The sequence below is a fragment of the Streptococcus mitis genome (genome assembly GCF_016658865.1).
Lineage (GTDB): Bacteria > Bacillota > Bacilli > Lactobacillales > Streptococcaceae > Streptococcus > Streptococcus mitis_BT.
The window spans coordinates 1,542,809-1,567,833 of record NZ_CP067992.1; the positions used below are offsets into that span (position 1 = coordinate 1,542,809).

Consider the following 25,025-nt stretch of genomic DNA (forward strand, 5'->3'; position numbering starts at 1 on the left):
CCAACTCTTTCCTATCATCTACTCTTTTTTCATTAAAAAGTCATAAATTTCTTGCACGGTACCCAGCGCCATCATTTCTTGATCTTTGACGGTTTGTTTGAGATTTTGGTAAATTTGACTTTCTCCGATTTCCCGCTTTGGTGCCTCTTTATTGACTGTCATGACACCATCTTTGATCTTCACAAAGCCTAGCTCTTCAAATACTTGAATCATTTTGACCAGCAAGATTTGTTGGATATTGAGATAAGTAGCCAAATCCTTCAGTTTGTAGCGAATATCAAACTCTGGAAACTGGTAGATAGTCTTGTACAATTTAGCAAACTGCTCTCTAGTCCCATACCCTGTCAGATAGTAGGCCTTATCAATATCATTCTTGAAATAGACAGCGGAAAAATTCTGTTTCTGAAAAATGGTCTTCAGCTGAGTAATATCCTCTGGAACGGTTTTTACAACCACAGCTTCGCTATCTACTAAATCTGGTAGTTCTACAGCAAAATCCAAGACTGGAACTCCTTCTGGCAAGACTGCATTCTTCCCACGAATGTTAAAGAGTTGAACACCTTCCACACGCGCATCCACCATCATCAACTGGAGGGCAGTTTGGCCATTCCATTGGTTGACAGACAATTTGACTGCCAGCTCTAGATTCTTGGTTTGAGCAAATTCTGTTGCCCATCTACCTTGGCAAAAGGCTACCACTTCAAAACTCGCCTCGCCTTTAGAAATTTTCAGTTTGAGATGGGCATTGCCTGACCCCATGGTACGGGCACTTTCAACCTGAAAATCCTTGATATAAAAGACAGGTTTCTGATTGTCCATTCCAAAAGGTGCCAAACGTTCAAAACTTTTGACCGTTTCCAAGCTAAGTGTCTCCAAATCCAGTTCTTCATCTAGATTTAACTTGTTCTTGCCACCAGCATCTGCTCCTTTTTCACGGACATAATCTTCCAAAACCTGAGATAAATCTGAGAGTTTCTCCACTTCCAGCGTCATTCCTGCCGCACCAGCATGGCCACCAAAGGCGATGAAGAGGTCTCGATGAGGATCCAGGGCTTCAAAAATATCGACCACTTCCACACTACGAGCACTGCCCTTGGCACGACCGTCTTCTATATTGAGAACGATGACTGTCTGCCCTAGTTCTTCCAACAAACGACCAGCCACAATTCCTAGAACCCCAGGATTCCAACCTTCCTTAGCCAAGACTTGGACCTTCTTCTCAGGGTCCACCATGGTCTTAGCTTCTTCATAAATAGACTGGACGATTTCCTTGCGCTCTTCGTTTTTCTGATGAATCATGAGGGCAATCTCATGCGCTTCCTCATCATCAAAGCCAGTCAGCAAATCAATGGCAGGATTAGGATCATCCAAGCGACCCAAGGCATTCAAACGAGGGGCAATCTGGAAACCTACCGTTTCTTCTGTTACTTCATTGGAAGCAATCCCAGCCATGTCCAACATTTCTTGTAAACCAATGCGCTGAGTATGGCCCAACATTTCCAGACCATACTGAACCAAGATACGGTTCTCATCCGTCAAACTCACCATATCTGCAATGGTACCAATAGCGACCAAATCAAGCAATTCCACTTGCACTTCTTCTAACAGGGCACAAGCCAACTTGAAAGCCACTCCACAACCAGCCAAATATTTGAAAGGATAGTCCACATCAGGATGTTCAGGATGGACAATGGCATAGGCATCTGGTAAGGTTTCAGGCATGGAATGATGGTCAGTCACAATGACATCTACTCCCATAGACTGGGCCAATTCAATAGCCTCATGACCAGCAACTCCATTATCCACCGTCACAATCAAGGAAATTCCTTCTTGCTCGATAAAGTATTTATAAACACTAGCATTTGGACCATAGCCATCGGTAAAACGATTGGGCAGATAAACCCGGCACTCGGCACCAAGCTGTTCCAAACTTTCCTTGACAATAGAAGCCGAAGTCATACCATCCGCATCATAATCACCGTAAACGAGGATATTTTCCCCTTCTTCAATGGCCTGACGAATCCGTTCCACTGCCTTGTCCATATCATGGAGCAGATAAGGGTCGTGCAAGTCCTCCAAGGAAGGTTCTAAAAACTTCTTCAGACTTTCTTGGTCCTGAATTCCTCTTTCAAATAATAACCTAGCCACCTCAGGACCCAATCCAGCCTTCTTGGCTATCTTTGTAAAATCTGCATCTTCAACCTGCGGGGCAAACTGCCATTCATAAGTAGGTGTTATCAAAAAGACATCCACTCTTTCTAAGAATTCTATTGCTTCATTATAACATGATTTAGTCGTTTTCTCTATCCAGATTGCTTTTTTATAAAATTTTAGTGAATTTTTTCAGATATGATTTGACAAGGCAATTCTTTTGGTGTAGAATCATGTTATAAAATCTAACACAAAGGAGATTCCTTATGGCTTTAGTAGAATTTGAACACGTCGAAAAATATTACGGAGACTACCACGCACTCCGCGACATCAATCTCCGTTTTGAAAAAGGGCAAGTTGTTGTACTCCTAGGCCCTTCTGGTTCTGGTAAGTCCACTCTTATCCGCACCATCAATGGTTTGGAGGCTGTAGACAAAGGAAGTCTTCTAGTAAATGGTCACCAAGTTGCTGGTGCCAGCCAGAAAGATTTAGTTCCTCTTCGCAAGGAAGTCGGCATGGTTTTCCAGCATTTTAACCTCTACCCTCACAAAACAGTGTTAGAAAACGTAACACTCGCACCCATAAAAGTTCTAGGAATTGATAAAAAAGAAGCTGAAAAAACAGCTCAAAAATATCTGGAATTTGTAAATATGTGGGACAAGAAAGATTCATATCCAGCCATGCTATCTGGTGGACAAAAACAACGGATTGCCATCGCACGTGGACTCGCTATGCATCCAGAACTCCTCCTCTTTGATGAGCCAACATCTGCTCTTGACCCTGAAACCATCGGTGATGTTCTGGCAGTTATGCAAAAATTAGCCCACGATGGTATGAATATGATTGTCGTGACCCATGAAATGGGCTTCGCCCGTGAAGTTGCCGACCGCATCATCTTTATGGCTGATGGAGAAGTTTTAGTGGATACTACAGATGTTGATGACTTTTTCGACAATCCAAGCGAACCTCGTGCCCAACAATTTCTCAGCAAAATCATCAACCACGAAAGTGACAAAGTCAAATAAGGAGGCTCCTATGAAAAAGAAATTCTTTTTATCAGCAATATTGATTAGCTTTTTCGGCCTTGCTGCTGCAAAACCAGTTCAGGCTGATACCAGTGTCGCAGACATTCAAAAGAGAGGCGAGCTGGTTGTTGGTGTGAAACAAGACGTTCCCAACTTCGGCTACAAGGATCCCAAGACAGGGACCTATTCTGGTATCGAAACAGACTTGGCCAAGATGGTGGCCGATGAGCTTAAAGTCAAGGTTCGCTATGTGCCTGTTACCGCTCAGACACGTGGCCCCCTTCTAGACAATGAACAGGTCGATATGGATATCGCGACCTTTACCATCACAGACGAACGCAAAAAACTCTACAACTTCACCAGCCCTTACTACACCGACGCTTCTGGCTTTTTGGTTAATAAGTCAGCAAAAATCAAAAATATTGAGGACCTAAACGGCAAAACCATCGGAGTTGCCCAAGGTTCCATTACCCAACGCCTGATTACTGAACTGGGTAAAAAGAAAGGCTTGAAGTTTAAATTCGTCGAACTTGGTTCCTACCCCGAATTGATTACTTCCCTTCATGCTCACCGTATTGATGCTTTTTCCGTTGACCGCTCGATTCTATCTGGCTATATCAGCAAACGCACAGAACTGCTAAATGATAGTTTCAAGCCATCTGACTACGGTATTGTTACCAAGAAATCAAATACCGAGCTCAACGACTATCTTGATAACTTGGTTACCAAATGGAGCAAGGATGGTAGTTTGCAAAAACTTTATGATCGTTACAAGCTCAAACCATCTAGCCATACCGCAGATTAAGGAGGACATCCTATGACAGATTTATCATCTTGGACAGCCTATTTTCAGGATTTTGGCCAATTTTTCAATGGTTTCCTCTTCACCCTTGCCCTAGCGATCGGATCCTTTATCCTCGCCATGGTTTTGGGCATCTTCTTTGGAGCTATGTCAACCAGCAAACGTCCAATTTTGAGAATTTTGGCTCGCATCTTTGTCGAATTTTACCAAAACACTCCCCTCTTGGTGCAGTTTGTTATCGTTTTTTATGGCCTACCTCTTATCAGTGACCATCTCATCATGATTCCGATTTATTGGACGGCTGTTCTCTGCGTGGGACTCTATCACGGCGCCTATATCGCTGAGGTTATTCGCTCAGGCATTCAGTCTATTCCTAGCGGTCAGATGGAGGCCGCCCTGTCGCAAGGTTTTACTTATATCAGTGCCATGCGCTTGATTATCTTGCCTCAGGCCTTTCGTATCATTCTCCCTCCTTTGACCAACCAAATCGTCAACCTCATCAAGAATACCTCGACAGTTGCTATTATCTCTGGAGTGGACTTGATGTTTGTGACCAAGTCTTGGTCAGCCCTCAACGGAAATTACATCCCAGCATTTTTAGGCGCTGCCCTTCTCTACTTTGCTCTTTGCTTCCCTGTTGCCCAGTTTGGTCGCAAGATGGAGCAAGCCAACAAAAAAGCCTATTCACTTTAGGAGGTTACTATGGAATCTATTTTAGAAGTTTTGACCCCAGATAACCTAATCTTTATCTTTAAAGGATTTGGCTTGACCCTCTACATTTCTCTGATTGCTATCGTCCTATCGACTCTTATCGGAACAGTACTAGCCGTCATGAGAAATGGGAAAAATCCTGTCTTACGAATCATCTCCAGCATTTATATCGAGTTTGTACGTAACGTTCCCAACCTCCTCTGGATTTTCACCATCTTTTTGGTGTTTAAGATGAAGTCCACACCAGCTGGTATTACAGCCTTTACCCTCTTTACCTCAGCAGCCCTGGCTGAGATTATCCGAGGTGGCCTCAATGCCGTGGACAAGGGCCAGTACGAAGCAGGAATGTCGCAAGGATTCACCTCTATGCAAATCCTCTACCACATCATTCTCCCACAAGCTATTCGTAAAATGCTGCCAGCCATCATTTCCCAGTTTGTAACCGTGATTAAGGATACCAGCCTCCTCTACTCTGTTATCGCCCTACAAGAACTCTTTGGAGCCAGCCAAATTCTCATGGGCCGTTATTTTGAACCAGAGCAAGTCTTCAGTCTTTATATTCTGATTGCCCTCATCTACTTCAGCTTTAACCTAGCAATCTCTAACCTGTCTCATATGCTAGCCAAACGTTGGCAACAAGCTGCAGAATAATACTCTTCGAAAATCAAATTCAAACCACGTCAGCTTCACCTTGCCGTACTCCAGTACAGCCTGCGGCTAGCTTCCTAGTTTGCTCTTTGATTTTCATTGAGTATAAACAGCAACTCTCCAGTTAAATTGGAGAGTTTTTTTGATGAGAGTAGATATTTATAGAACTCAATTTGACACCATACATTTTCTATGATAAAATGTAACAAATTTGTTTACAACAGATCAAATCTAAATGAAATGGAATTTTTTATGAAATCACTCAAAGGAATACTTTTTATCATAGCCAGTTTTGTCTTGACTATTTTAACTTGGATGAGCACTTCTCCCCAATTCATGATTCCAGGACTAGCTTTAACAAGCCTATCCCTGACCTTTATCTTAGCCACTCGTCTCCCTCTGATAGAAAACTGGTTTCACGGTTTGGAGAAGGTCTATACTGTCCACAAATTCACAGCTCTTCTCTCCATCATCCTACTCATCTTTCATAACTTTAGTATGGGCGGTTTGTGGGGCTCTAGCTTAGCTGCTCAGTTTGGAAATCTTGCAATCTATATCTTTATCAGCATCATCCTTGTCGCCTATTTAGGCAAATACATCCAATACGAAGCTTGGCGATGGATTCACCGTCTAGTTTACCTAGCTTATATTTTCGGACTCTTTCACGTCTACATGATAATGGGCAATCGCCTCCTCACATTTAATCTCCTAAGTTTTCTTGTTGGTAGCTATGCCCTTTTAGGATTACTGGCTGGTTTTTATATCATCTTCCTTTATCAAAAGATTTCCTTCCCCTATCTAGGGAAAATTACCAATCTCAAACGCTTAAATCACGATACTAGAGAAATTCAAATCCATCTTAGCAGACCTTTCAGCTATCAATCAGGACAATTTGCCTTCCTAAAGATTTTCCAAGAAGGCTTTGAAAGTGCTCCGCATCCCTTTTCTATCTCAGGAGGTCATGACCAAACTCTTTACTTTACTGTTAAAAATTCAGGCGACCATACCAAGAATATCTATGACAATCTTCAAGTCGGCAGCAAAGTAACACTAGACAGAGCTTACGGACACATGATTATAGAAGAAGGACGAGAAAATCAGGTTTGGATTGCTGGAGGCATTGGGATCACCCCCTTCATCTCTTACATCCGTGAACATCCTATTTTAGATAAACAGGTTCACTTCTACTATAGCTTCCGTGGAGATGAAAATGCAGTCTACCTAGATTTGCTCCGTGACTATGCTCAGAAAAATCCTAATTTTGAACTCCATCTAGTAGACAGTAGGAAAGACGGCTATCTTAATTTTGAGCAAGAGGAAGTACCTGAACATGCGAGCGTCTATATGTGTGGTCCCCTTTCTATGATGAAGTCACTTGCTAAACAGATTAAGAAACAAAATCCAAAAACAGAGCTTATTTACGAAGGATTCAAGTTCAAATAATCAATCACATTCTCCTGGGATTTCTCAGGAGTTTTTTCTGCCCAAAACTCAAAAACACTGCCAGATTTCTAGCAGTGTTTTGACATTTCATTTGTAGGCATCTATCCCTCTTAATCCTTCATTTGACTCTCTGCATCAGCCACGACTTGCTCCAGACTGGTCTGACCGAGTTCAACCTCCATAGCCAGCTGAATTCTCTCCAATTTTTGATCCAAAACATCATGAATATGAGCTCCAACTGGACAATTTGGATTCGGATTGTCATGAAAACTAAAGAGTTGACCTGTCTTACCAAGACACTCGACCGCTTGATAAACATCTAATAGACTAATGTCCTTGAGGTCCTTGACAATCTCTGTTCCCCCTGTTCCACGCGCTACTGAAATCAGCTCTGCCTTCTTCAACTGGGACAAGGTCTTTCTGATAATGACTGGATTGACCCCGACACTAGCAGCCAGAAAATCACTGGTCACCTTGCTTTCCTTCCCCTTGAGGGCAATGATTATCAGCATATGAGTCGCAATGGTAAATCTACTTGGAATTTGCATCCTCTTCTCCTTTTTACGAGGCTCCCCTGCCTCTACTCTTCTTTTTCTATTATTATACCCTTTTTAGTTGTAATGTCAATCGTTACCACTTTTCAACCAGGCATCTAACTCCCTATCGTAGCCCTCTTTCTGGGCCAATTCTCTCAAAAATTCCTGATCATGGGTATGGTGGATACCATTGACCAGACTTTCATAATAAACCTCAAAATAGGGAAGTTTGATATCTTTAGCCAGCTGCAATTCAGCTGCTACATCGTAGTCTACCCGTCGGAAATCCATATCTACCAAGCCCTTGTCATCAAACTCTAAAATCATATACTGGGCCCGCAAGTCCTTACGTAACTGGGCATCTAGAAAGAAAGGTTGCCCAATCGAGCCCGGATTGACAATCAATTGCCCACCAGTCCCGTAACGAAGCAACTGCTGGTGAATATGACCATATACAGCGATATCACAAAGTGGATTGGTCACCAAGCGGTCAAAATCCTCTTGCGCTCCAGTATGAATCAACTCTCTCCCCCAGTTCTTATCAGGAAGATGGTGGCTAATTCCTACCGTCAAATCCCCAAACTGACGATGAATCTGGAGAGGTTGATTGTGGAGCAGTTCAATTTCTTCTAGGGAAATTTCCTCTAAAACATACTGGCATTGGCGTAAGAGATAGCGTTGACTGGGACGAGTACTATCCAATTCCTTACGGACACCATGCCAAAGACTGTCTTCCCAGTTTCCCAAAACTCTAGCCGTAATCGGTAGTTGATCCAACAAGTCCAAAATCCTTCTACGCCCTGTTCCTGGCATGAGAATATCTCCCAGAAGCCAGTATTCATCCACTCCTAGCTGCCGAGCATCTGCTAAAACCGCCTCCAAAGCGGTGGTATTTCCATGAATATCTGAAAGAAGAGCTATTTTTGTCATTCTTTCTCCTCATTTCCTCTTATATATCTTTTTAATATTATAACAAAAAATACTGTATAATAGTCACCTTTAACCCACTCTTACTAAATCCAGAACACTACTTTTATCAAGGTAAAGACTTATCAAAAAGATGATTTCACATTACTCCTAACAAAGCATATCAGGCAATCTTTCAATGAAGAAAATTCAAAAAAATCTACAAATATCTTGAAAAATCTCACAATCATGCTATAATAATCCATAGAGACAAGTCACTTAGTCCCTTTCTACTAGAGAGTGCGTGGTTGCTGAGAACGCATAGAAAGACTATACTGATACTACTCTTGAGTTTTTATGAAAACATAAAACGGTGGCCACGTTAGAGCCAATCAGAGGTGTCCCTCTTTTTTGAGGAACATAAATGAAGGTGGAACCACGTTGCGACGTCCTTTCGAGGATGTCGCTTTTTGTTTTTCTAGCTTTCACAATCCTCTGTCCCTGTTTTCAGAATGGGGTTAACACATTCGTCAATAATATAAGTAAGGAGAACATCATGATTAACATTACTTTCCCAGATGGCGCTGTTCGTGAATTCGAATCTGGCGTTACAACTTTTGAAATTGCCCAATCTATCAGCAATTCCCTAGCTAAAAAAGCTCTTGCTGGTAAATTTAACGGCAAACTTATCGACACTACTCGTGCTATTACTGAAGACGGAAGCATCGAAATTGTGACACCTGATCACGAAGATGCCCTTCCAATCTTGCGTCACTCAGCCGCTCACTTGTTTGCTCAAGCAGCTCGTCGTCTTTTCCCAGATATTCACTTGGGAGTTGGTCCAGCCATCGAAGATGGTTTCTACTACGATACTGACAACACAGCTGGTCAAATCTCTAACGAAGACCTTCCTCGTATCGAAGAAGAAATGCAAAAAATCGTCAAAGAAAACTTCCCATCTATTCGCGAAGAGGTGACTAAAGACGAGGCACGTGAAATCTTCAAAAATGACCCTTACAAGTTGGAATTGATTGAAGAACACTCTGAAGACGAAGGTGGTTTGACTATCTATCGTCAAGGTGAGTATGTAGACCTTTGCCGTGGCCCTCACGTCCCATCAACAGGCCGCATCCAAATCTTCCACCTTCTCCATGTAGCAGGTGCTTACTGGCGTGGAAATAGCGACAACGCTATGATGCAACGTATCTATGGTACAGCTTGGTTTGACAAGAAAGACTTGAAAAACTACCTTCAAATGCGTGAAGAAGCTAAGGAACGTGATCACCGCAAACTTGGTAAAGAGCTTGATCTCTTCATGATTTCTCAAGAGGTTGGTCAAGGTTTGCCATTCTGGTTGCCAAATGGTGCGACTATTCGTCGTGAGTTGGAACGCTATATCGTTGACAAGGAGTTGGCTTCTGGCTACCAACACGTCTACACTCCACCACTTGCTTCTGTTGAACTTTACAAGACTTCTGGTCACTGGGATCATTACCAAGAAGACATGTTCCCAACTATGGACATGGGTGACGGGGAAGAATTTGTCCTTCGTCCAATGAACTGCCCGCACCACATCCAAGTCTTCAAACACCATGTTCACTCATACCGTGAGTTGCCAATCCGTATCGCTGAAATCGGTATGATGCACCGCTACGAAAAATCTGGTGCCCTCACTGGTCTTCAACGTGTACGTGAAATGTCTCTTAACGACGGTCACCTCTTTGTGACTCCAGAACAAATCCAAGAAGAATTCCAACGCGCCCTTCAGTTGATTATCGATGTTTATGAAGACTTCAACTTGACTGAATACCGCTTCCGTCTCTCTCTTCGCGACCCTCAAGATACTCACAAGTACTTTGATAACGATGAGATGTGGGAGAATGCCCAAACCATGCTTCGTGCCGCCCTTGATGAAATGGGTGTGGACTACTTTGAAGCCGAAGGTGAAGCAGCCTTCTACGGACCAAAATTGGATATCCAGGTTAAAACTGCCCTTGGTAAAGAAGAAACCCTTTCGACTATCCAGCTTGACTTCTTGCTTCCAGAACGCTTCGACCTCAAATATATCGGAGCTGATGGTGAAGAGCACCGTCCAGTTATGATCCACCGTGGTGTTATCTCAACCATGGAACGCTTCACAGCTATCTTGATTGAAAACTACAAGGGTGCCTTCCCAACATGGCTTGCACCGCACCAAGTAACCCTCATCCCAGTATCTAACGAAAAACACGTGGACTACGCATGGGAAGTAGCTAAAAAACTCCGTGACCGTGGTGTCCGTGCAGATGTAGATGAGCGCAATGAAAAAATGCAGTTCAAGATCCGTGCGTCACAAACTAGCAAGATTCCTTACCAATTAATCGTTGGAGACAAGGAAATGGAAGACGGAACAGTCAACGTTCGTCGCTACGGCCAAAAAGAAACACAAACTGTCTCAGTAGATGATTTTGTTCAAGCTATCCTAGCTGATATCGCCAACAAATCACGCGTTGAGAAATAAGAAATAAAACCTGGGATAAAATCCTAGATACCTAAAAAGCAACAACTGAAACAGCTGTTGCTTTTTATATTTTTACTCAATGAAAATCAAAAAGCAAACTAGGAAGCTAGCCGCAAGCTGTACTTGAGTACGGTAAGGCGACGCTGACGTGGTTTAAATTTGATTTTCGAAGAGTATTATTTAATCCGAGCTAGTAGTGATTGACCAAACCACCACACAAGATTTTCTTTCATGAGTTAGATAAGGTCAATATCCTCATTCCTTGTCTGCTTCATTTTCTTTTACGAGATCTTTTTGTGAATCCTTTTCAGAGAGTTTTTGATCGATATACTTGTTAATGGTTTCATAAAATTCCTTAGTCGTATCACTGTCTAATTTTGTCGAATTATGAACTTGATTGACTTTCAATTGAACAGATTGAATACCGTAAGAGGCTTGTTTTTGGTGGAGCGTTTCTAATTCTTCTTCTGAAATCGGATCTCCAACAACCGTCAAGACTAATTCATTGTCCCTTGACTTGTAGACTTGATTAATGACCGTGTGATTGGCGAACTCTTTTCCTACAAACTGTTTGATTCCTTCTTTTCGCGCTTGATCTATCGTCAGAGTGACTGCTGAATAACTAGCTGGAAGAATCAATAATACAATCAAGGATATCAAGCCAATTCTCATTTTAATATTTAGCTCTTTAAATGAACTTAGGGGAGATTTTCTCATCAAAATTCTTGTTCCAACAATGTTGGTTAGCATGATAAAGACACAGTTGATCAAGAAGAGATAGAGAGCCCCAAATAAAAATCGTACATTTCCATTAGCTAAACCGTAACCTGCAGTACAGATAGGTGGCATCAGAGCTGTTGCAATGGCTACTCCTGGCACGATATTGTTTGCTTCTTTTTTCCTTGAACCAATGACGCCTGCTATCCCACCAGCAATAGCAATGAGAACATCCCAAATGGTTGGAGAGGTTCGTGCAATCAATTCGCTACTTTCATAAGATAAGGGAGAAATCCAGAAATACAGAGCCGAGACAAGCAAGCTAACCAATACTTGAGTAAATAAAACCTCTAGAGATTGCTTGATTAAACGCGTATCAAAAATAGCTAAACCAAACCCCAGTCCAACAATCGGTGTCATAAGAGGGGAAATTAGCATGGCTCCAATAATGACAGCTGTTGAATTCATATTTAGTCCGATAGAGGCAATAAAAATCGCACACATCAAAATCACTGTATCTCTTAATCGAACATGAAGATCATCATATAATTTCTCACGGTATTCACGTGTTGAATAGTTTCCGGTCATTGGTTACTCCTTTTTATTTCATATAATCTTGTTTCTGCATGGATGATGGTAGAGAGACTTTTGTCCAATCTTACATATTTTTCTTCTCACCTGTAATTCTTTTGAGAATTATCCTTTAAGTATCCGTCAGTCCATCCTTCATATTATATCAAAAATTTTACAGTCTTTCTCTGAAGAAATCTATCAATTGAACAGATATATAAAGAAATTTTTGTTTCCTTATCCAAAGAACAAAAGACTGCATCTCTTATAAAAGAAGATGCAGTTTAATAAATAAGCGTGATGAGTTTGTTTGACAACCCATTGCTCCATTTTGATTTTTTCAACCGAAAACGCCCAAGCAAATAATTTACTAGGATACACAGTTAAAGATAAAAAAGCCCAGTTGTCTTATCCTGGGCTCTTATCTATCATGCTCACTCAATTATCAGATTCATATCGGAAAACTTAATTCTTACTATCGTTCCTTTTCCAACCTCAGACTCGATACGAATCTGGTGACCTAGTTCTTCAGAAATTTTCTTAGATAGATAGAGGCCAAGTCCAGATGACTGCTGAGTTAGGCGTCCATTATATCCTGAGAAGCCACGTTCAAAGACTCGGAGGACATCACTGTTTTTTATCCCGATTCCCGTATCCTTGATACAAAGCTCTTGTCCCTCCATATAAATCTCCAGACCACCTTCCTTGGTATACTTGAGACTGTTTGAGATGATTTGCTCAATAACCACTAGCAGCCACTTTTTATCCGTCACGATTTCTTTATCAAGATCATGTAGATTGACATTTAATCCTTTTTGAATAAAGAAAAGAGCATATTTACGAATTATTTCTTTGACCAAGTCCTCAATTTGAACCTGCTTTAAGACCAAATCATCATGGAAACTTTCTAAACGCAGGTACTGTAAAACCAAGTTGGTATAGGAGTCGATCTTGAAAATTTCCTGTTCTAGCTGCTGCTTCAGTTGGCGGTCAGCTACTTCTGCAACTAAGAGTTGACTAGCTGCAATGGGTGTCTTAACCTGATGGACCCACAAGGTATAGTAATCCAGCAAATCCGTCAGTTTTCTTTCTGAATCTGACCTCTGCTGATAGAGTTCCATCTCACGCGCTTCTAATTTTTCAGCCAAGGCTCTTTCCAAAGGAGACTGAGCTTCCCTATCCCCATAGAGAATTTCCTGGCGATAGACCTGCATTTCCACCAATATGTCCCAAGTGAAAAATAAGATGGTTACAAAGCAACACAGCAGGAAAAAGTAGAGAAAGTAAATTCCCAAACTGGCAAATAAAAACTGAAAGAGCAAAACCAGAAATGCTAAAGCAATCAGATATATAAACAGACGACTACGGGAGCGCAGATAGGCTAGAAAAAATTGTTTCCAATCAAGCATGCTTCAGTCCGTACCCTATCCCTTTCTTGGTCTCGATAAATCCTACCAAGCCCTGCTCTTCCAACTTTTTACGCAAACGAGCCACATTGACAGAGAGAGTATTATCATCAATGAAAAAGTCACTGTTCCAAAGTTCCCGCATGAGGTCGTCACGCGCTACAATATTGCCCGCATGCTCAAACAGCACTCGTAAAATCTGGAATTCATTCTTGGTCAAATTCAAGACTTGGCCTTGATAATGTAAATCCATGGATTTGGTATTGAGGATCACACCAGCATATTCCAGTAAACTCTCGTCACGCCCAAACTCATAGGAACGGCGCAACAAGCCCTGAACCTTGGCTAAAAGAACCTGCTGGTCAAAAGGCTTGGTCACAAAGTCATCCGCGCCCATATTGATTGCCATGACAATATCCATAGCCTGGTCTCTCGAAGACAGAAACATGATAGGCACCTTGGAAATCTTACGAATTTCCTGACACCAGTGATAACCATTAAATAAGGGTAAACCAATATCCATGAGGACCAGATGAGGCTCCGACTGGACAAAAAGACTCAAAACTTCCATAAAGTCTTCTACCAGAACCACTTCAAATCCCCACTCAGAGAGCATTTTCCCGACCTGTTGACGAATAACCTGATCATCTTCTACTAATAAAATCTTGTGCATCTGATTCTCCTTTGCTAATTTTAGGAGTCTTAAATCCTTTAGTATAAATAGAGGGCTTAGTATCTAATACTTTTTTGACATTTCCTTGTCACAACAGCTCAAAAACAGATAGTGAATAACCCCATTGATATCATACCTTATTTTCAGACATAGTGCCAGCACTACCCATTTATTTTTAATTTTTTCAACCCTCATTTCAGTTCTTTTATACATCCCCTTAACCAAAATTTATATCTATTCTTCCAAACCTTGAGTGTAGTTAAAACGACACTCTATACTCTTCTAACATTGAAAAGCTCCTTATCGAGTGGTATCCGTAAAAAGTTCTAGCTTTCAGATTGACAATCTGAAAAAGATTTGTTAAGATATGAATGAACAATATTTAATATTCATTCAGAAAAGAGGTGAATCAAATTGGACAAAAAACAGGCTTTGAAATCCGCAGCTTATGAAGTTTTTTCAAAAAAAGGATACAAGGCGACAGGAATTTCAGAAATTGCTAGACAAGCTCATATGGCAGTCGGATCTTTTTATAACTATTACGAAAGTAAAGAAGCTATTTTTTTAGATATCTATATTGATGAAAACAACCGTGTTCGCCAAACTATGATCGAAGAACTGGATTGGGAAATTGATATGATTGATCTTATTAGTCAACTCTTTGCTCAATCCAGAGCACTCGTTTCTTCCAATAAAATCCTTGCAGAATGGTACAATCCTGCCATAGCAGATGAGTTGCATAGCTACTATTCCTCAGAAGAAGGGAAAGTCACGAATCCATTTCATCAATTTCTCGTGAAAACCTTTACTCATCGTTTGCAGGCTGAAGGCCATTCTCCAGAAAAAATTCAAGATATTTTACAAGTTTACAACCTATTTTACTACATGGATATGCATATCACAGAAAATGATTTTCCAGATATTAGCAAAACTGTAGAAATACTAGCAACCAACTTCATTAAAGGAATACTGAAATAAAGAAATCTTTTCTTTATTTTTTTGGAAAACATTGAATGAAAAAAAATATTATTCATTCATAGAAAATTACTACACTATAGGAGTTAAAAATGAAACGAGGGAAAAAAATGTTCATAATTATTCTAACTACACTTGGAGTGCTCGGCTTTATATCTTGGGGAATCATTACCTATCTTGGACGAAGTCAAACTTTATCGATAAAATCCATTGAAAATCCCAGCGGAGATTTGTATTTAGTTCACATCACAAAACCAAAAAATCAAATATGGAAAGCTGGCTCCTATGCTCAGTTTAAGCTTCCTGACAGCTCGTTTGGTCCAGACAAAAGTCCAGTAAAGGAGGATCAGGCTAGCCGATGGCTAACCCTTGCTTCCACTCCTGATGAAGATGAAATTCTTATTGTAACCCATAATAGTGGTAGCGTGTTTAAGGAAACCTTAACACATTTACCAGCTGGTAGTAAAATTGAGATGAGTTGGCTGGAGTCATCTTTATCTGTTAAAGACAATGACCAAGCACTGGTTTGTTTTGCCTCTGATGTCGGTATTTCTACTCTACGTCCAGTTGTGAAAGAGTGGGCTGGTAAGCGCTCCATCATTCTTAATCATTTAGACAAAGGAGTAAACATTTTTGATAATGAGTTAAGAGAGCTTAGTAAGAATAATCCGAATCTAACTTATAAAACTAGCGAAACCTTTTCTCAAAGCCAAGCATTTTTAAAAAATGCGGTTGTGAAATACGGTAACCAAGCTATTTATCTCTTAACCGGCCAACCTGATGATATAAATGAGATGAAAAATTTCTTAAAAGAGAATGGGATTGACGACAAACAGATACAAACAAGTATGTTTAAAGGTTTAAAATAAAAGCAAACTGTCTTCTATGTGTCTGAATCATACCATTATAGGTCGGTATGTAGAGAGCTCGTACAAACAAACTAGTAAATTCTATGTGATTGTGATAAGATAAATAAAAAGAAAGGAGCTATTATGGCCAATATTTTTGACTATCTGAAAGATGTCACACACGATTTCTTTTACGACCTTCCTTTGAATGAGTTAGATATTCTAGCCTTAACAGAAATCACCTACCTCTCCTTTGATAATCTGGTCTCCACAAATCCTCAGCGACTTTTAGACCTAGCTCCTCAGGTTCCAAGAGAATCTAACATGTTGACCAGCAAAAATCGCCTCCAGCTATTGGATGAGCTATCTCAACACAAACGCTTCAAAAATTGTAAACTCTCCCATTTTATCAACGACATCGACCCTGAACTGCAGAAGCAATTTGCGGCTATGACCTACCGCCTCACTCTCGATACCTATCTGATTGTCTTTCGTGGGACAGATGACAGTATCATTGGCTGGAAGGAAGATTTCCACCTGACCTATATGAAGGAAATTCCTGCTCAAAAGCACGCTCTCCGCTATTTAAAGAACTTTTTTGCCCGCCATCCTAAGCAAAAGGTCATTCTGGCCGGGCATTCCAAGGGAGGAAATTTAGCCATCTATGCTGCTAGTCAAATTGAGCAAAGCTTGCAAAATCAAATCACAGCAGTTTATACCTTTGATGCGCCTGGTCTCCATAAAGAACTGACACAAACCGAGGGCTATCAAAGGATAATGGATAGAAGCAAGGTCTTCATCCCACAAGGGTCCATTATCGGTATGATGATGGAAATCCCTAACCACCAAATCATCGTGCACAGTACTGCCTTAGGTGGTATCGCCCAGCACGATACCTTTAGTTGGCAGATTGAGGACAAGCACTTCGTCCAACTGGATAAAATCAACAGTGATAGTCAACAAGTTGACACAACCTTCAAAGAATGGGTGGCAACAGTCCCTGACGAAGAACTCCAGCTCTACTTCGACCTCTTCTTTGGCACCATTCTAGATGCTGGGATTAGCTCCATCAATGACCTGTCATCCTTAAAGGCTATCGAACACATTCATCATCTCTTTGTCCAAGCTCAATCCCTCACTCCAGAAGAAAGGGAAACCATGGGACGCCTCACCCAATTATTAATTGATACCCGTTACCAAGCCTGGAAAAAGAGATAATCCACATAAAAAACCCAACTAATCGTTTGATTAGTTGGGTTTTCATTTATGAAGTTGAATTCCTTTGTTTAATCTTTAATGATTAAAACATTAGTCTTCTTTTTTCTTGCGTGCCACAAGACCAAATCCGCTCAATACTCCAAGAAGTCCAAGAGCTGCTAGGCTTGAGTGATCTTCTGTACCAGTATTAGGCAATTCCTTAGCTGGTTTAGCTGGAGCTGGTTTTGATGGTTTCGCAGGTTCTGGTTTCACAGAAGGAATGATTTTTTCATAAACATGAACTGTGTCGCCATTTGGAAGTTTCTTAGTCTCTACGAAGCGGTAGCCTGGAATATCTTTCTTAGGTTGTTCGCCATCTTCACTTGGATTACCTGGAATCTCGTTTCCTTCTTTATCCTTGAATGATGTCTTAACTTTTTCGTAGACGTGCTCTGTATCTCCATTTGGAAGTTTCTTAGTTTCTACGAAGCGGTAGCCTGGAATATCTTTCTTAGGTTGGTCGCCATCTTCTGTTGGATAGTTTGGAATTTCATTTCCTTCTTTATCCTTGAATGATGTCTTAACTTTTTCGTAGACGTGCTCGATGTCGCCATTTGGAAGTTTCTTAGTCTCTACGAAGCGGTAACCTGGGATATCTTTCTTAGGTTGTTCGCCATCTTCTGTTGGATAGTTTGGAATTTCGTTGCCGTCTTTATCCTTGTGACTTGTCTTAACTTTCTCATAAACGTGTTCGATGTCGCCATTTGGAAGTTTCTTAGTCTCTACGAAGCGGTAACCTGGGATATCTTTCTTAGGTTGTTCGCCATCTTCTGTTGGATAGTTTGGAATTTCGTTGCCGTCTTTATCCTTGTGACTTGTCTTAACTTTCTCATAAACGTGTTCGATGTCGCCATTTGGAAGTTTCTTAGTCTCTACGAAGCGGTAACCTGGGATATCTTTCTTAGGTTGTTCGCCATCTTCTGTTGGATAGTTTGGAATTTCATTTCCGTCTTTATCCTTGTGACTTGTCTTAACTTTCTCATAAACGTGCTCTGTATCACCGTTTGGAAGTTTCTTAGTTTCTACGAAGCGGTAACCTGGGATATCTTTCTTAGGTTGTTCGCCATCTTCACTTGGATTTCCTGGAATTTCGTTTCCTTCTTTATCCTTGAATGATGTCTTAACTTTTTCGTAGACGTGCTCTGTATCTCCATTTGGAAGTTTCTTAGTTTCTACGAAGCGGTAACCTGGAATATCTTTCTTAGGTTGTTCGCCATCTTCACTTGGATTTCCTGGAATCTCGTTTCCTTCTTTATCCTTGAATGATGTCTTAACTTTTTCGTAGACGTGCTCTGTATCTCCATTTGGAAGTTTCTTAGTTTCTACGAAGCGGTAACCTGGAATATCTTTCTTAGGTTGTTCGCCATCTTCACTTGGATTTCCTGGAATCTCGTTTCCTTCTTTATCCTTGAATGATGTCTTAACTTTTTCGTAGACGTGCTCTGTATCTCCATTTGGAAGTTTCTTAGTTTCTACGAAGCGGTAACCTGGAATATCTTTCTTAGGTTGTTCGCCATCTTCACTTGGATTTCCTGGAATTTCGTTTCCTTCTTTATCCTTGAATGATGTCTTAACTTTTTCGTAGACGTGCTCTGTATCTCCATTTGGAAGTTTCTTAGTTTCTACGAAGCGGTAACCTGGAATATCTTTCTTAGGTTGTTCGCCATCTTCACTTGGATTTCCTGGAATTTCGTTTCCTTCTTTATCCTTGAATGATGTCTTAACTTTTTCGTAGATGTGTTTTGTATTTCCTTTTTCGTCTACTTCAGTTTTAACAATCTTGTATCCTGGGATATCTTTAGTTGGTTTAGTTCCATCTTCTGTTGGTGAAAGTGGGTTGCCATCTTTATCAACGAATGAAGTATCAGGACGAACTGTTGGAGTGTAAGTAGCTGTTACTGGTGTACCATTCTTATCTACACGTTTAACGGTTACGCCTGTTGCTTTACCTACGAAGTCAGGTTCTGGGGTGAAGGTTACTTTACCGTTTTCATCGATTGTGTATGTTCCTTCACCTGGTACTTTCTTCTCAGTTGTGCCATCGTCAAATGTTGGTTTAACAGTTTCATCGATTTCAACTGGAACTTCCTTACCATTGATTGTAACTTTTCCACCTTCAAATGTTGGTGTGCCTTCTTGAGGTTGTCCTTTAGGACCTTCTGATTCAGAATCTTTTGAAGTTGGTGTTACTGGAACGACTACAGGGGTGTACTTAGCTGTGATTGGTGTGCCGTTCTTATCTACACGTTTAACAGTTACACCTGTTGCTTGACCAGTGAATGTTTTCTCTGGGGTGAAGGTTACTTTACCGTTCTCGTCGATTGTGTATGTTCCTTCGCCTGGTACTTTCTTCTCAGTTGTGCCATCTTCGAATGTTGGCTTAACAGTTTCGTCGATTTCTACAGTTTTTTCTTCACCATTTACAGTAACTTTTCCACCTTTAAATGTTGGTGTTCCTTCTTGAGTAGCACCTTGAACATTTGTAGTGATGACATCTGAACTTGTTGGTGTTGCTGGTTTCACAACTGGTGTGTAAGTAGCTTTAACTGGCGTGCCGTTCTTATCTTCGCGTTGAACTGTGACACCTGTTCCTTTACCTGTGAAGTTCTTTTCTGGGGTGAATGTAACTGTTCCATCTGGAGCTACTGTGTATGTTCCTTCACCTTCGATAGTTACTGAATCAACTGGATCTCCTGTTTTCGGGTCTACCAATTTAGCTGGTTTATCTTCATCAATTTCAACAGTTTTTTCTTCACCATTTACAGTAACTTTTCCACCTTCAAATGTTGGTTTACCTGTTTGAGTTGAACCTTGGATATCTTCAGTTACTGCGTCTGTTCCTGTTGGTGTTGCTTTCTTAACAACTGGAGTGTATTTAGCTGTTACTGGTGTGCCGTTCTTATCTTCGCGTTGAACTGTAACACCTGTTCCTTTACCTGTAAAGTTCTTTTCTGGTGTGAAGGTTACTGTTCCATCTGGAGCTACTGTATATGTTCCTTCACCTTCGATAGTTACTGAATCAACTGGATTTCCTGTTTTTGGATCTACCAATTTAGCTGGTTTATCTTCATTGATTTCAACAGTTTTCTCTTTACCATCGATTGTTACTGTTCCACCCTTGAATTCAGGTTTACCTGTTTGAGTTGAACCTTGAATATTTTCAGTTACAGCATCTGTTCCTGTTGGTGTTACTGGTTTAACTTCCGGTGTGTATGTAGCTTTAGCTGGTGTGCCGTTCTTATCTTGACGAACTACCTCAACACCTTTGGCTACTCCTGTAAATTGTGGTTCTGGCTTGAATGTTACTGTTCCATCTGGAGCTACTGTGTATGTTCCTTCACCTTCTACAGTGACTGAATCAACTTGTTCTCCAGTTTTTGGATCTACCAATTTAGCTGGTACTGTATCGTCGATTTCAACAGTTTTCTCTTCACCGTTAACCATAGCTGTTCCACCTTGGAATACTGGTTTGCCTGTTTGAGTTGCACCTTGAACATCTACAGTTTTAGCTGGTTCTGCTGTTGGTGTTACAGGTACGATAGATGGAGTATAAGTTGTAGAAACTTTTGTTCCATTTGCGTCCTCTGCTTGAACATCAGCAGGTGTAACATTACCTGTGTAAGATTTATCTGTTGGTGTGAAGGTTACTTCACCTGTTGCTGGATCAATTGAGTAAGTACCTACTGGAGTTACTCCGTCCTCAGCATATGCTGGAGTTGTTTGACCAGCTGGAACTTCATTTCCTTCTTTATCAAGAAGCTTGTAAGAGTTCTCTTTGATTGGAGCAATAGTGTCTCCAGGAGCGAATGTTGGAGTTCCTTTTTGAGTTTCACCTTGGATAGCTTCTGATGTAGCCGGTTCTGCTGTTGGAACTACCGGAGTAATCTTCGGTGTGTAAGTTGTTTCTACAGCTGTACCATTCTTATCTTTAGCTTGAACTCGTACTGGTTGTACTTCACCTGAATATGTCTTATCTGTTGGTTCGAATACTGCAACAGCTTTTCCATCTACAGTTTTAAGAGTGTACTTACCAATTACGTTTCCTTCTGGATCTTTAGCTGGTACTTCAGTAGCTGGTTGTCCATCTTCACCTAGAAGTGTGTAAGTAGATGGATCGATTTCTACAGTTTTTTCTTCTCCAGCAATTGTAGTTTTTCCTGCTTCAAATGAAACTGGACTTTCTTGAGTCTTACCTTGAACATCTTCAGTTGTAGCTGGTGTTGCTGTTGGTGTTACTCCTACGATGTTTGGAGTGTAAGTTGTAGAAACTTTTGTTCCATTCTTATCTTCAGCTTGAACTTTAGCTGGTTGTACTGGTCCTGTGTAAGATTTGTCTGTTGGTGTGAAGGTTACTACACCTGTTGTTGGATCTACAGTGTATTCCCCAACTTTTTTACCACTTGGGTCTAGAGCATCTACTGGTCCATTTGCTTCTGTTCCATCTGGATTTAATAATTTTACAGAACCCTCTTTAATAGGTACTTCTGTATTTCCTTCTGTAAATGTTGGTTTACCTGTTTGAGTTTCACCTTGTACTCCTGTTGAAGTAGCTGGAGTTGCTGTTGGGTTAACAGGTGTTACAGTTGGAGTGTATTTTGCAGTAGCTGTAGCTGTTACAGGTTGACCATTTTTATCTTGACCTACTGGTGCTGTTAATGATACATCAATACCTTTAGCAGTTCCTGTAAATTGTGGTTCTGGAGTAAATGTTACCGCTCCAGTTGTTGGATCGATTGTATAAGTTCCTTCACCTTTTACAGTTACAGTTGTTTCATCTGTTGGTTGTCCAGTCGCTGGATCTACCAATTTAGCTGGGTAGTTAGCACTTGGTGTTACCGCATCTGGTGCAGTTCCATCTCCATCTTTATCTACGTCGATTGAGAATTTAGGTGTTTTCGTTTGTGGTTTACCTTGGATATCAGTTGACTCTTCTGGAGTTCCAACGATTGCTTTTGGAGTTACTGTTGGAATGTAACGACCATCCATAGAACCTTTAGCAGCTAAGCCAGTTAGTTGAACTTGCTCACTTACTAATTCTAGTTGGTCTTTAGCTTCACCTGCACCACCGATGATTTGGCGACCTTCGTTACCCCAACCAGTAGTGTTACCATTGATATCTGTACGACGAATCGTAATACCATCTGCTGTACCTACAAAGTTTGCTTCTGGGATAAATTCTACATCTACATTTGCACCGTTATCAGTAATCTTGTATTTACCTTGCCCTGGTACTACATAGTATCCATCTACTAGGTCAGCATCTGTTACTAATGTACCATCTGGTTTAACGATTTGTGATTTAACAGTTGTATCTATTGCATTGTCTTTATCAAAATCATAGTTCTTTTGACCATATGCATTAAAGGCAACAGTAGAATTCTGAGTTGCACCTTGTACATCTGTTGTTTCTCTCTTAGTTCCACGTGGTGGAATTGTTTGTTGGATTTGGAAATCTTCTACTTCACCTGAGTAGGCAATACCAGTAGGAGCCTTGACATCTGCTTTATCGTATGCAATACGAAGACGTGTAGCTAATTTTGTCACACTAGTATCCACATTTTGAACTGTGTTTGTCCAAGTAAGAGTAACCTTACCATCAGCAGTCACTTCTGTCACACCAGCGGCTTCATCTTCATCGAATTTTCCATTGTTGTTAAAGTCAATCCAACCGTTAACGTAAGCTTTAGCTTCTCCGTCTAGGTGGGCATCGAACGTCATTGAGTAAGTTCCATCGTTAACTTTTTTCAACTTATAGTTATCATTTGGAGCAACATCATCACCCATCAATTGACGAGCACCTTCATCAGCATTACCGATACCATTGATATCATCGTATACAAAGGCATTTGTTTTGTTAATTGGAGTTGTACGAACATCAACGTCAGCCGGTACAGAACCTAGATATGGTTGGTGTTGTCCCTCAGATTTAGAAATAGAGTGGGCTACACGTCCGTATGATGCAGGAGCATCCCCTTCATCTAGGACCATAAATCCAAGCATAGACCCTTGTTGCCCATTAGACATAATATACATACCAATATTTTTGGCATTACGAGTCATTACCAATGGAGTGGAGAAACCTGAATCACGGTGAGTTGAGACCGGTCCGAAAACTTGTGTTCCTAATCCATCCGCATGAATAGTTCCATCTTTTGCTGTTGCAGTAATTACTGTATCTGATGTAACTGTTGTATTGAAGAATCCTGCACCTTTGTCAGCTAAGAATGGAGCGAAAGCTGGTTTACCACTTCCTTCAAGCGTGTAAGAAATACCTAATTGGCCATCTGCACGATTTTGTCCATGACCAGCAGTAGCCACTGTTCTGCGTTCATAGATTTCCCCAATATATGAACGAGCTGTTTCTTTACCTGGGACATTAGAGTTTGATAACTCAGTTACTAACTCGAAACCATCACCATCTGTTTTATAGATTTCAATTTCTGAAGAACCAGCTTCTTCCCCTGTTAAGAATACAACGTTGGCTGGAACTTCTGTTCCATTTAACGTAGCTTTAACTGAGAATTCCACCCCGACGTTGGCTCCATCTTTAACTGATTGGATAACTGTTTTACCTTTAGTATCCATTCCGTTTGTTTTCGCAACAGAGTATGAACCTTGGTTTACGACTTTCAACTCAGCTGGAGTATTGTCTTTGTATACGTTTTGAGCATTGGCATCGTATCCTGCTCCACCACGTTTTTTGTACTCATCAGTTGAGTTGAATGGTGCTAGTTTAGTAACTGTCAAAGTCACAACATATCCTGGAGAGATTTCTTGTGTAAACTTAGTACCTACTTTAAGCTTACCACCATCACCAAGATTTTCAATTGTCGCTTTCGGATTTGAAATGTCAAACCACTTGATTTGTTTTGTCAGACGTTCTGTGTTTTTATCTGCGTATTTCTTCCAGTGATTTGCTTGTTCTTCTTCTGAAAGAGGTGGAGTTGTAACCGTATCAGCAATGTCTGCTAAGACTGCTGAAAACTTACCATCACGACCAATACCTGCATTTTTCAGCTCATTGTATACTGCAAGGATTGACTCATTCAGGCGTGCAAGTTGTGCATCCACTTGCTCTTTGGTCACGCTCTTTTCAGCTAAAAGAGATTTTGTTTCCGCAAGAACTGCTTGGTTTTTAGCTACTGCCGCTTCAACAGCTGCTTTATTTTCTTCCTTCACTTCCTTTTTAGAAAGTTCAGCAGTTGCTAATTTATTAGTCACTTCTGCTTCAGATGAAGCTTTGTCAAGTGCTGTTTGAGCTGCTGAAAGAGATTTTTCTGCTGGAGTAGCTTTCTTTTCAGCTTCAGCTTTAGCAGCTACTTTTTCAGCTTCTAATTTTTTCTGTTGACCCATGGCATCTGATTCAGCTACGGCTTGACCCAATGCTGAAAGTTTGTCAGCTAAAGTATTCACATCCAATTGACTTGCTTCTGGATTTGAAAGTGTTGCTTTAGCTGTAGCTAAAACTTCCTTAGCTGAGTTTACTACAGACGCATCTGCATTTTTAGCAGATGCTAATTTCATTTCTAAAGTAGCAACATTCGCTTCAAGAGCTGCTTTATTTGCTTTCTTAGCTTCCTGTACTTTAACTTCAGGTTTTGCTTCTTCTACTTTAGTTTCTGGCTTCACGGCTTCCTTGTCTTTATTAGAATCCGCTTGATTTGCTGGGGCAGTAGTTGCAGCTACTGATGCTTCTGCACCTTGAACTTCCGTTGCTGATACCGCACCATTTCCAAGGAACATCAAACCAGCTGCAACTGCTACTGATGCTGCTCCAAAGCTATATTTCCGGATACCATAACGGATGTACTTTTCTACTCTATAATCTTGTTGTTGCTTGCCTTTCATTTAGACCCA

At 40.8% G+C, this 25,025-nt stretch carries 16 protein-coding genes and 1 pseudogene; 10 read left to right on the forward strand and 7 right to left on the reverse strand.

What is annotated here, in order from left to right; genetic code table 11:
• Positions 1 to 18: 18 nt before the first annotated feature.
• Entirely contained in the window at positions 19 to 2,241 is a 2,223-nt protein-coding gene (recJ, locus tag JJN14_RS07760) for a single-stranded-DNA-specific exonuclease RecJ (protein ID WP_201058337.1), read from the reverse strand.
• Positions 2,242 to 2,417: 176 nt separating this feature from the next.
• On the opposite strand from recJ, the gene JJN14_RS07765 reads away from it, so the two are divergent.
• The 5 genes from JJN14_RS07765 (at position 2,418) to JJN14_RS07785 (ending at position 6,780) form a co-directional block, all read left to right on the forward strand.
• Positions 2,418 to 3,176, forward strand: a complete 759-nt coding sequence (locus JJN14_RS07765) for an amino acid ABC transporter ATP-binding protein (protein ID WP_001229569.1) — start codon at positions 2,418 to 2,420, stop codon at positions 3,174 to 3,176.
• Positions 3,177 to 3,186: 10 nt separating this feature from the next.
• Positions 3,187 to 3,981 carry a transporter substrate-binding domain-containing protein gene (locus tag JJN14_RS07770; protein WP_201058338.1) on the forward strand — a complete coding sequence of 265 codons (795 nt, stop codon included), beginning with the start codon at positions 3,187 to 3,189 and terminating at the stop codon, positions 3,979 to 3,981.
• A 12-nt stretch (positions 3,982 to 3,993) separates the two neighbouring features.
• On the forward strand, positions 3,994 to 4,671 hold the full coding sequence (locus JJN14_RS07775; protein ID WP_201058339.1) for an amino acid ABC transporter permease: 678 nt from the start codon (positions 3,994 to 3,996) through the stop codon (positions 4,669 to 4,671).
• A 9-nt stretch (positions 4,672 to 4,680) separates the two neighbouring features.
• Positions 4,681 to 5,340 (forward strand): amino acid ABC transporter permease, encoded by a 660-nt coding sequence (locus JJN14_RS07780; RefSeq protein ID WP_201058340.1) that lies wholly within the window; start codon positions 4,681 to 4,683, stop codon positions 5,338 to 5,340.
• Positions 5,341 to 5,589: 249 nt separating this feature from the next.
• Entirely contained in the window at positions 5,590 to 6,780 is a 1,191-nt protein-coding gene (locus tag JJN14_RS07785) for a ferric reductase-like transmembrane domain-containing protein (protein WP_201058341.1), read from the forward strand.
• A gap of 110 nt (positions 6,781 to 6,890) precedes the next feature.
• Here the strand turns inward: JJN14_RS07785 and JJN14_RS07790 are convergent, their stop codons facing one another.
• Together JJN14_RS07790 and JJN14_RS07795 are read right to left on the reverse strand one after the other, a co-directional pair.
• The gene (locus tag JJN14_RS07790) at positions 6,891 to 7,328 is read right to left on the reverse strand and encodes an Rrf2 family transcriptional regulator (protein WP_201058342.1); all 438 of its coding nucleotides are present in this window, start codon (positions 7,326 to 7,328) and stop codon (positions 6,891 to 6,893) included.
• A 75-nt stretch (positions 7,329 to 7,403) separates the two neighbouring features.
• A complete protein-coding gene (locus JJN14_RS07795) occupies positions 7,404 to 8,246 on the reverse strand; it encodes a metallophosphoesterase family protein (RefSeq protein WP_201058343.1) in 843 nt (280 codons plus the stop codon).
• Between the two features lie 308 nt (positions 8,247 to 8,554).
• Between JJN14_RS07795 and JJN14_RS10315 the strand changes: the two are divergent.
• Both JJN14_RS10315 and thrS read left to right on the forward strand, forming a co-directional pair.
• Positions 8,555 to 8,744 (forward strand): annotated as a pseudogene (locus tag JJN14_RS10315) (hypothetical protein).
• Between the two features lie 34 nt (positions 8,745 to 8,778).
• Entirely contained in the window at positions 8,779 to 10,722 is a 1,944-nt protein-coding gene (gene thrS, locus JJN14_RS07800) for a threonine--tRNA ligase (protein ID WP_000608345.1), read from the forward strand.
• 255 nt (positions 10,723 to 10,977) lie between these two features.
• Here thrS and JJN14_RS07805 read toward each other — a convergent pair whose 3' ends face one another.
• The 3 genes from JJN14_RS07805 to JJN14_RS07815 all read right to left on the reverse strand — a co-directional run bounded on the left by JJN14_RS07805 (position 10,978) and on the right by JJN14_RS07815 (position 14,088).
• A complete protein-coding gene (locus JJN14_RS07805) occupies positions 10,978 to 12,027 on the reverse strand; it encodes a DUF389 domain-containing protein (RefSeq protein WP_125852135.1) in 1,050 nt (349 codons plus the stop codon).
• 416 nt (positions 12,028 to 12,443) lie between these two features.
• Positions 12,444 to 13,418, reverse strand: coding sequence for a sensor histidine kinase (locus JJN14_RS07810; protein WP_201058344.1), 975 nt, complete (start codon positions 13,416 to 13,418; stop codon positions 12,444 to 12,446).
• On the reverse strand, positions 13,411 to 14,088 hold the full coding sequence (locus JJN14_RS07815; protein WP_000548991.1) for a response regulator transcription factor: 678 nt from the start codon (positions 14,086 to 14,088) through the stop codon (positions 13,411 to 13,413). The genes JJN14_RS07810 and JJN14_RS07815 overlap by 8 nt, the downstream gene beginning before the upstream one ends.
• Positions 14,089 to 14,496: 408 nt before the next feature.
• Between JJN14_RS07815 and JJN14_RS07820 the strand changes: the two genes are divergently transcribed.
• From JJN14_RS07820 to JJN14_RS07830, 3 genes are all read left to right on the forward strand, one after another.
• The gene (locus JJN14_RS07820; RefSeq protein ID WP_101776789.1) at positions 14,497 to 15,066 is read left to right on the forward strand and encodes a TetR/AcrR family transcriptional regulator; all 570 of its coding nucleotides are present in this window, start codon (positions 14,497 to 14,499) and stop codon (positions 15,064 to 15,066) included.
• An 89-nt stretch (positions 15,067 to 15,155) separates the two neighbouring features.
• Entirely contained in the window at positions 15,156 to 15,932 is a 777-nt protein-coding gene (locus tag JJN14_RS07825; RefSeq protein ID WP_140223948.1) for a ferredoxin reductase, read from the forward strand.
• 123 nt (positions 15,933 to 16,055) lie between these two features.
• Complete coding sequence (locus JJN14_RS07830; protein WP_201058345.1) at positions 16,056 to 17,129, forward strand: DUF2974 domain-containing protein; 1,074 nt, start codon at positions 16,056 to 16,058, stop codon at positions 17,127 to 17,129.
• A 90-nt stretch (positions 17,130 to 17,219) separates the two neighbouring features.
• On the opposite strand, the gene JJN14_RS07835 is transcribed toward JJN14_RS07830, so the two are convergent.
• Positions 17,220 to 25,016 carry an Ig-like domain-containing protein gene (locus JJN14_RS07835; protein ID WP_201058346.1) on the reverse strand — a complete coding sequence of 2,599 codons (7,797 nt, stop codon included), beginning with the start codon at positions 25,014 to 25,016 and terminating at the stop codon, positions 17,220 to 17,222.
• Between the last annotated feature and the right edge of the window lie 9 nt (positions 25,017 to 25,025).

Excerpts from the sequence above, each read along its gene's own strand:
- JJN14_RS07765 (WP_001229569.1), top strand. The coding sequence starts at position 2,418 with ATGGCTTTAGTAGAATTTGAACACGTCGAAAAATATTACGGAGACTAC.
- JJN14_RS07770 (WP_201058338.1), top strand. The coding sequence starts at position 3,187 with ATGAAAAAGAAATTCTTTTTATCAGCAATATTGATTAGCTTTTTCGGC.
- JJN14_RS07775 (WP_201058339.1), top strand. The coding sequence starts at position 3,994 with ATGACAGATTTATCATCTTGGACAGCCTATTTTCAGGATTTTGGCCAA.
- JJN14_RS07780 (WP_201058340.1), top strand. The coding sequence starts at position 4,681 with ATGGAATCTATTTTAGAAGTTTTGACCCCAGATAACCTAATCTTTATC.
- JJN14_RS07785 (WP_201058341.1), top strand. The coding sequence starts at position 5,590 with ATGAAATCACTCAAAGGAATACTTTTTATCATAGCCAGTTTTGTCTTG.
- JJN14_RS07790 (WP_201058342.1), bottom strand. The coding sequence starts at position 7,328 with ATGCAAATTCCAAGTAGATTTACCATTGCGACTCATATGCTGATAATC.
- JJN14_RS07795 (WP_201058343.1), bottom strand. The coding sequence starts at position 8,246 with ATGACAAAAATAGCTCTTCTTTCAGATATTCATGGAAATACCACCGCT.
- thrS (WP_000608345.1), top strand. The coding sequence starts at position 8,779 with ATGATTAACATTACTTTCCCAGATGGCGCTGTTCGTGAATTCGAATCT.
- JJN14_RS07805 (WP_125852135.1), bottom strand. The coding sequence starts at position 12,027 with ATGACCGGAAACTATTCAACACGTGAATACCGTGAGAAATTATATGAT.
- JJN14_RS07810 (WP_201058344.1), bottom strand. The coding sequence starts at position 13,418 with ATGCTTGATTGGAAACAATTTTTTCTAGCCTATCTGCGCTCCCGTAGT.
- JJN14_RS07815 (WP_000548991.1), bottom strand. The coding sequence starts at position 14,088 with ATGCACAAGATTTTATTAGTAGAAGATGATCAGGTTATTCGTCAACAG.
- JJN14_RS07825 (WP_140223948.1), top strand. The coding sequence starts at position 15,156 with ATGAAACGAGGGAAAAAAATGTTCATAATTATTCTAACTACACTTGGA.
- JJN14_RS07830 (WP_201058345.1), top strand. The coding sequence starts at position 16,056 with ATGGCCAATATTTTTGACTATCTGAAAGATGTCACACACGATTTCTTT.
- JJN14_RS07835 (WP_201058346.1), bottom strand. The coding sequence starts at position 25,016 with ATGAAAGGCAAGCAACAACAAGATTATAGAGTAGAAAAGTACATCCGT.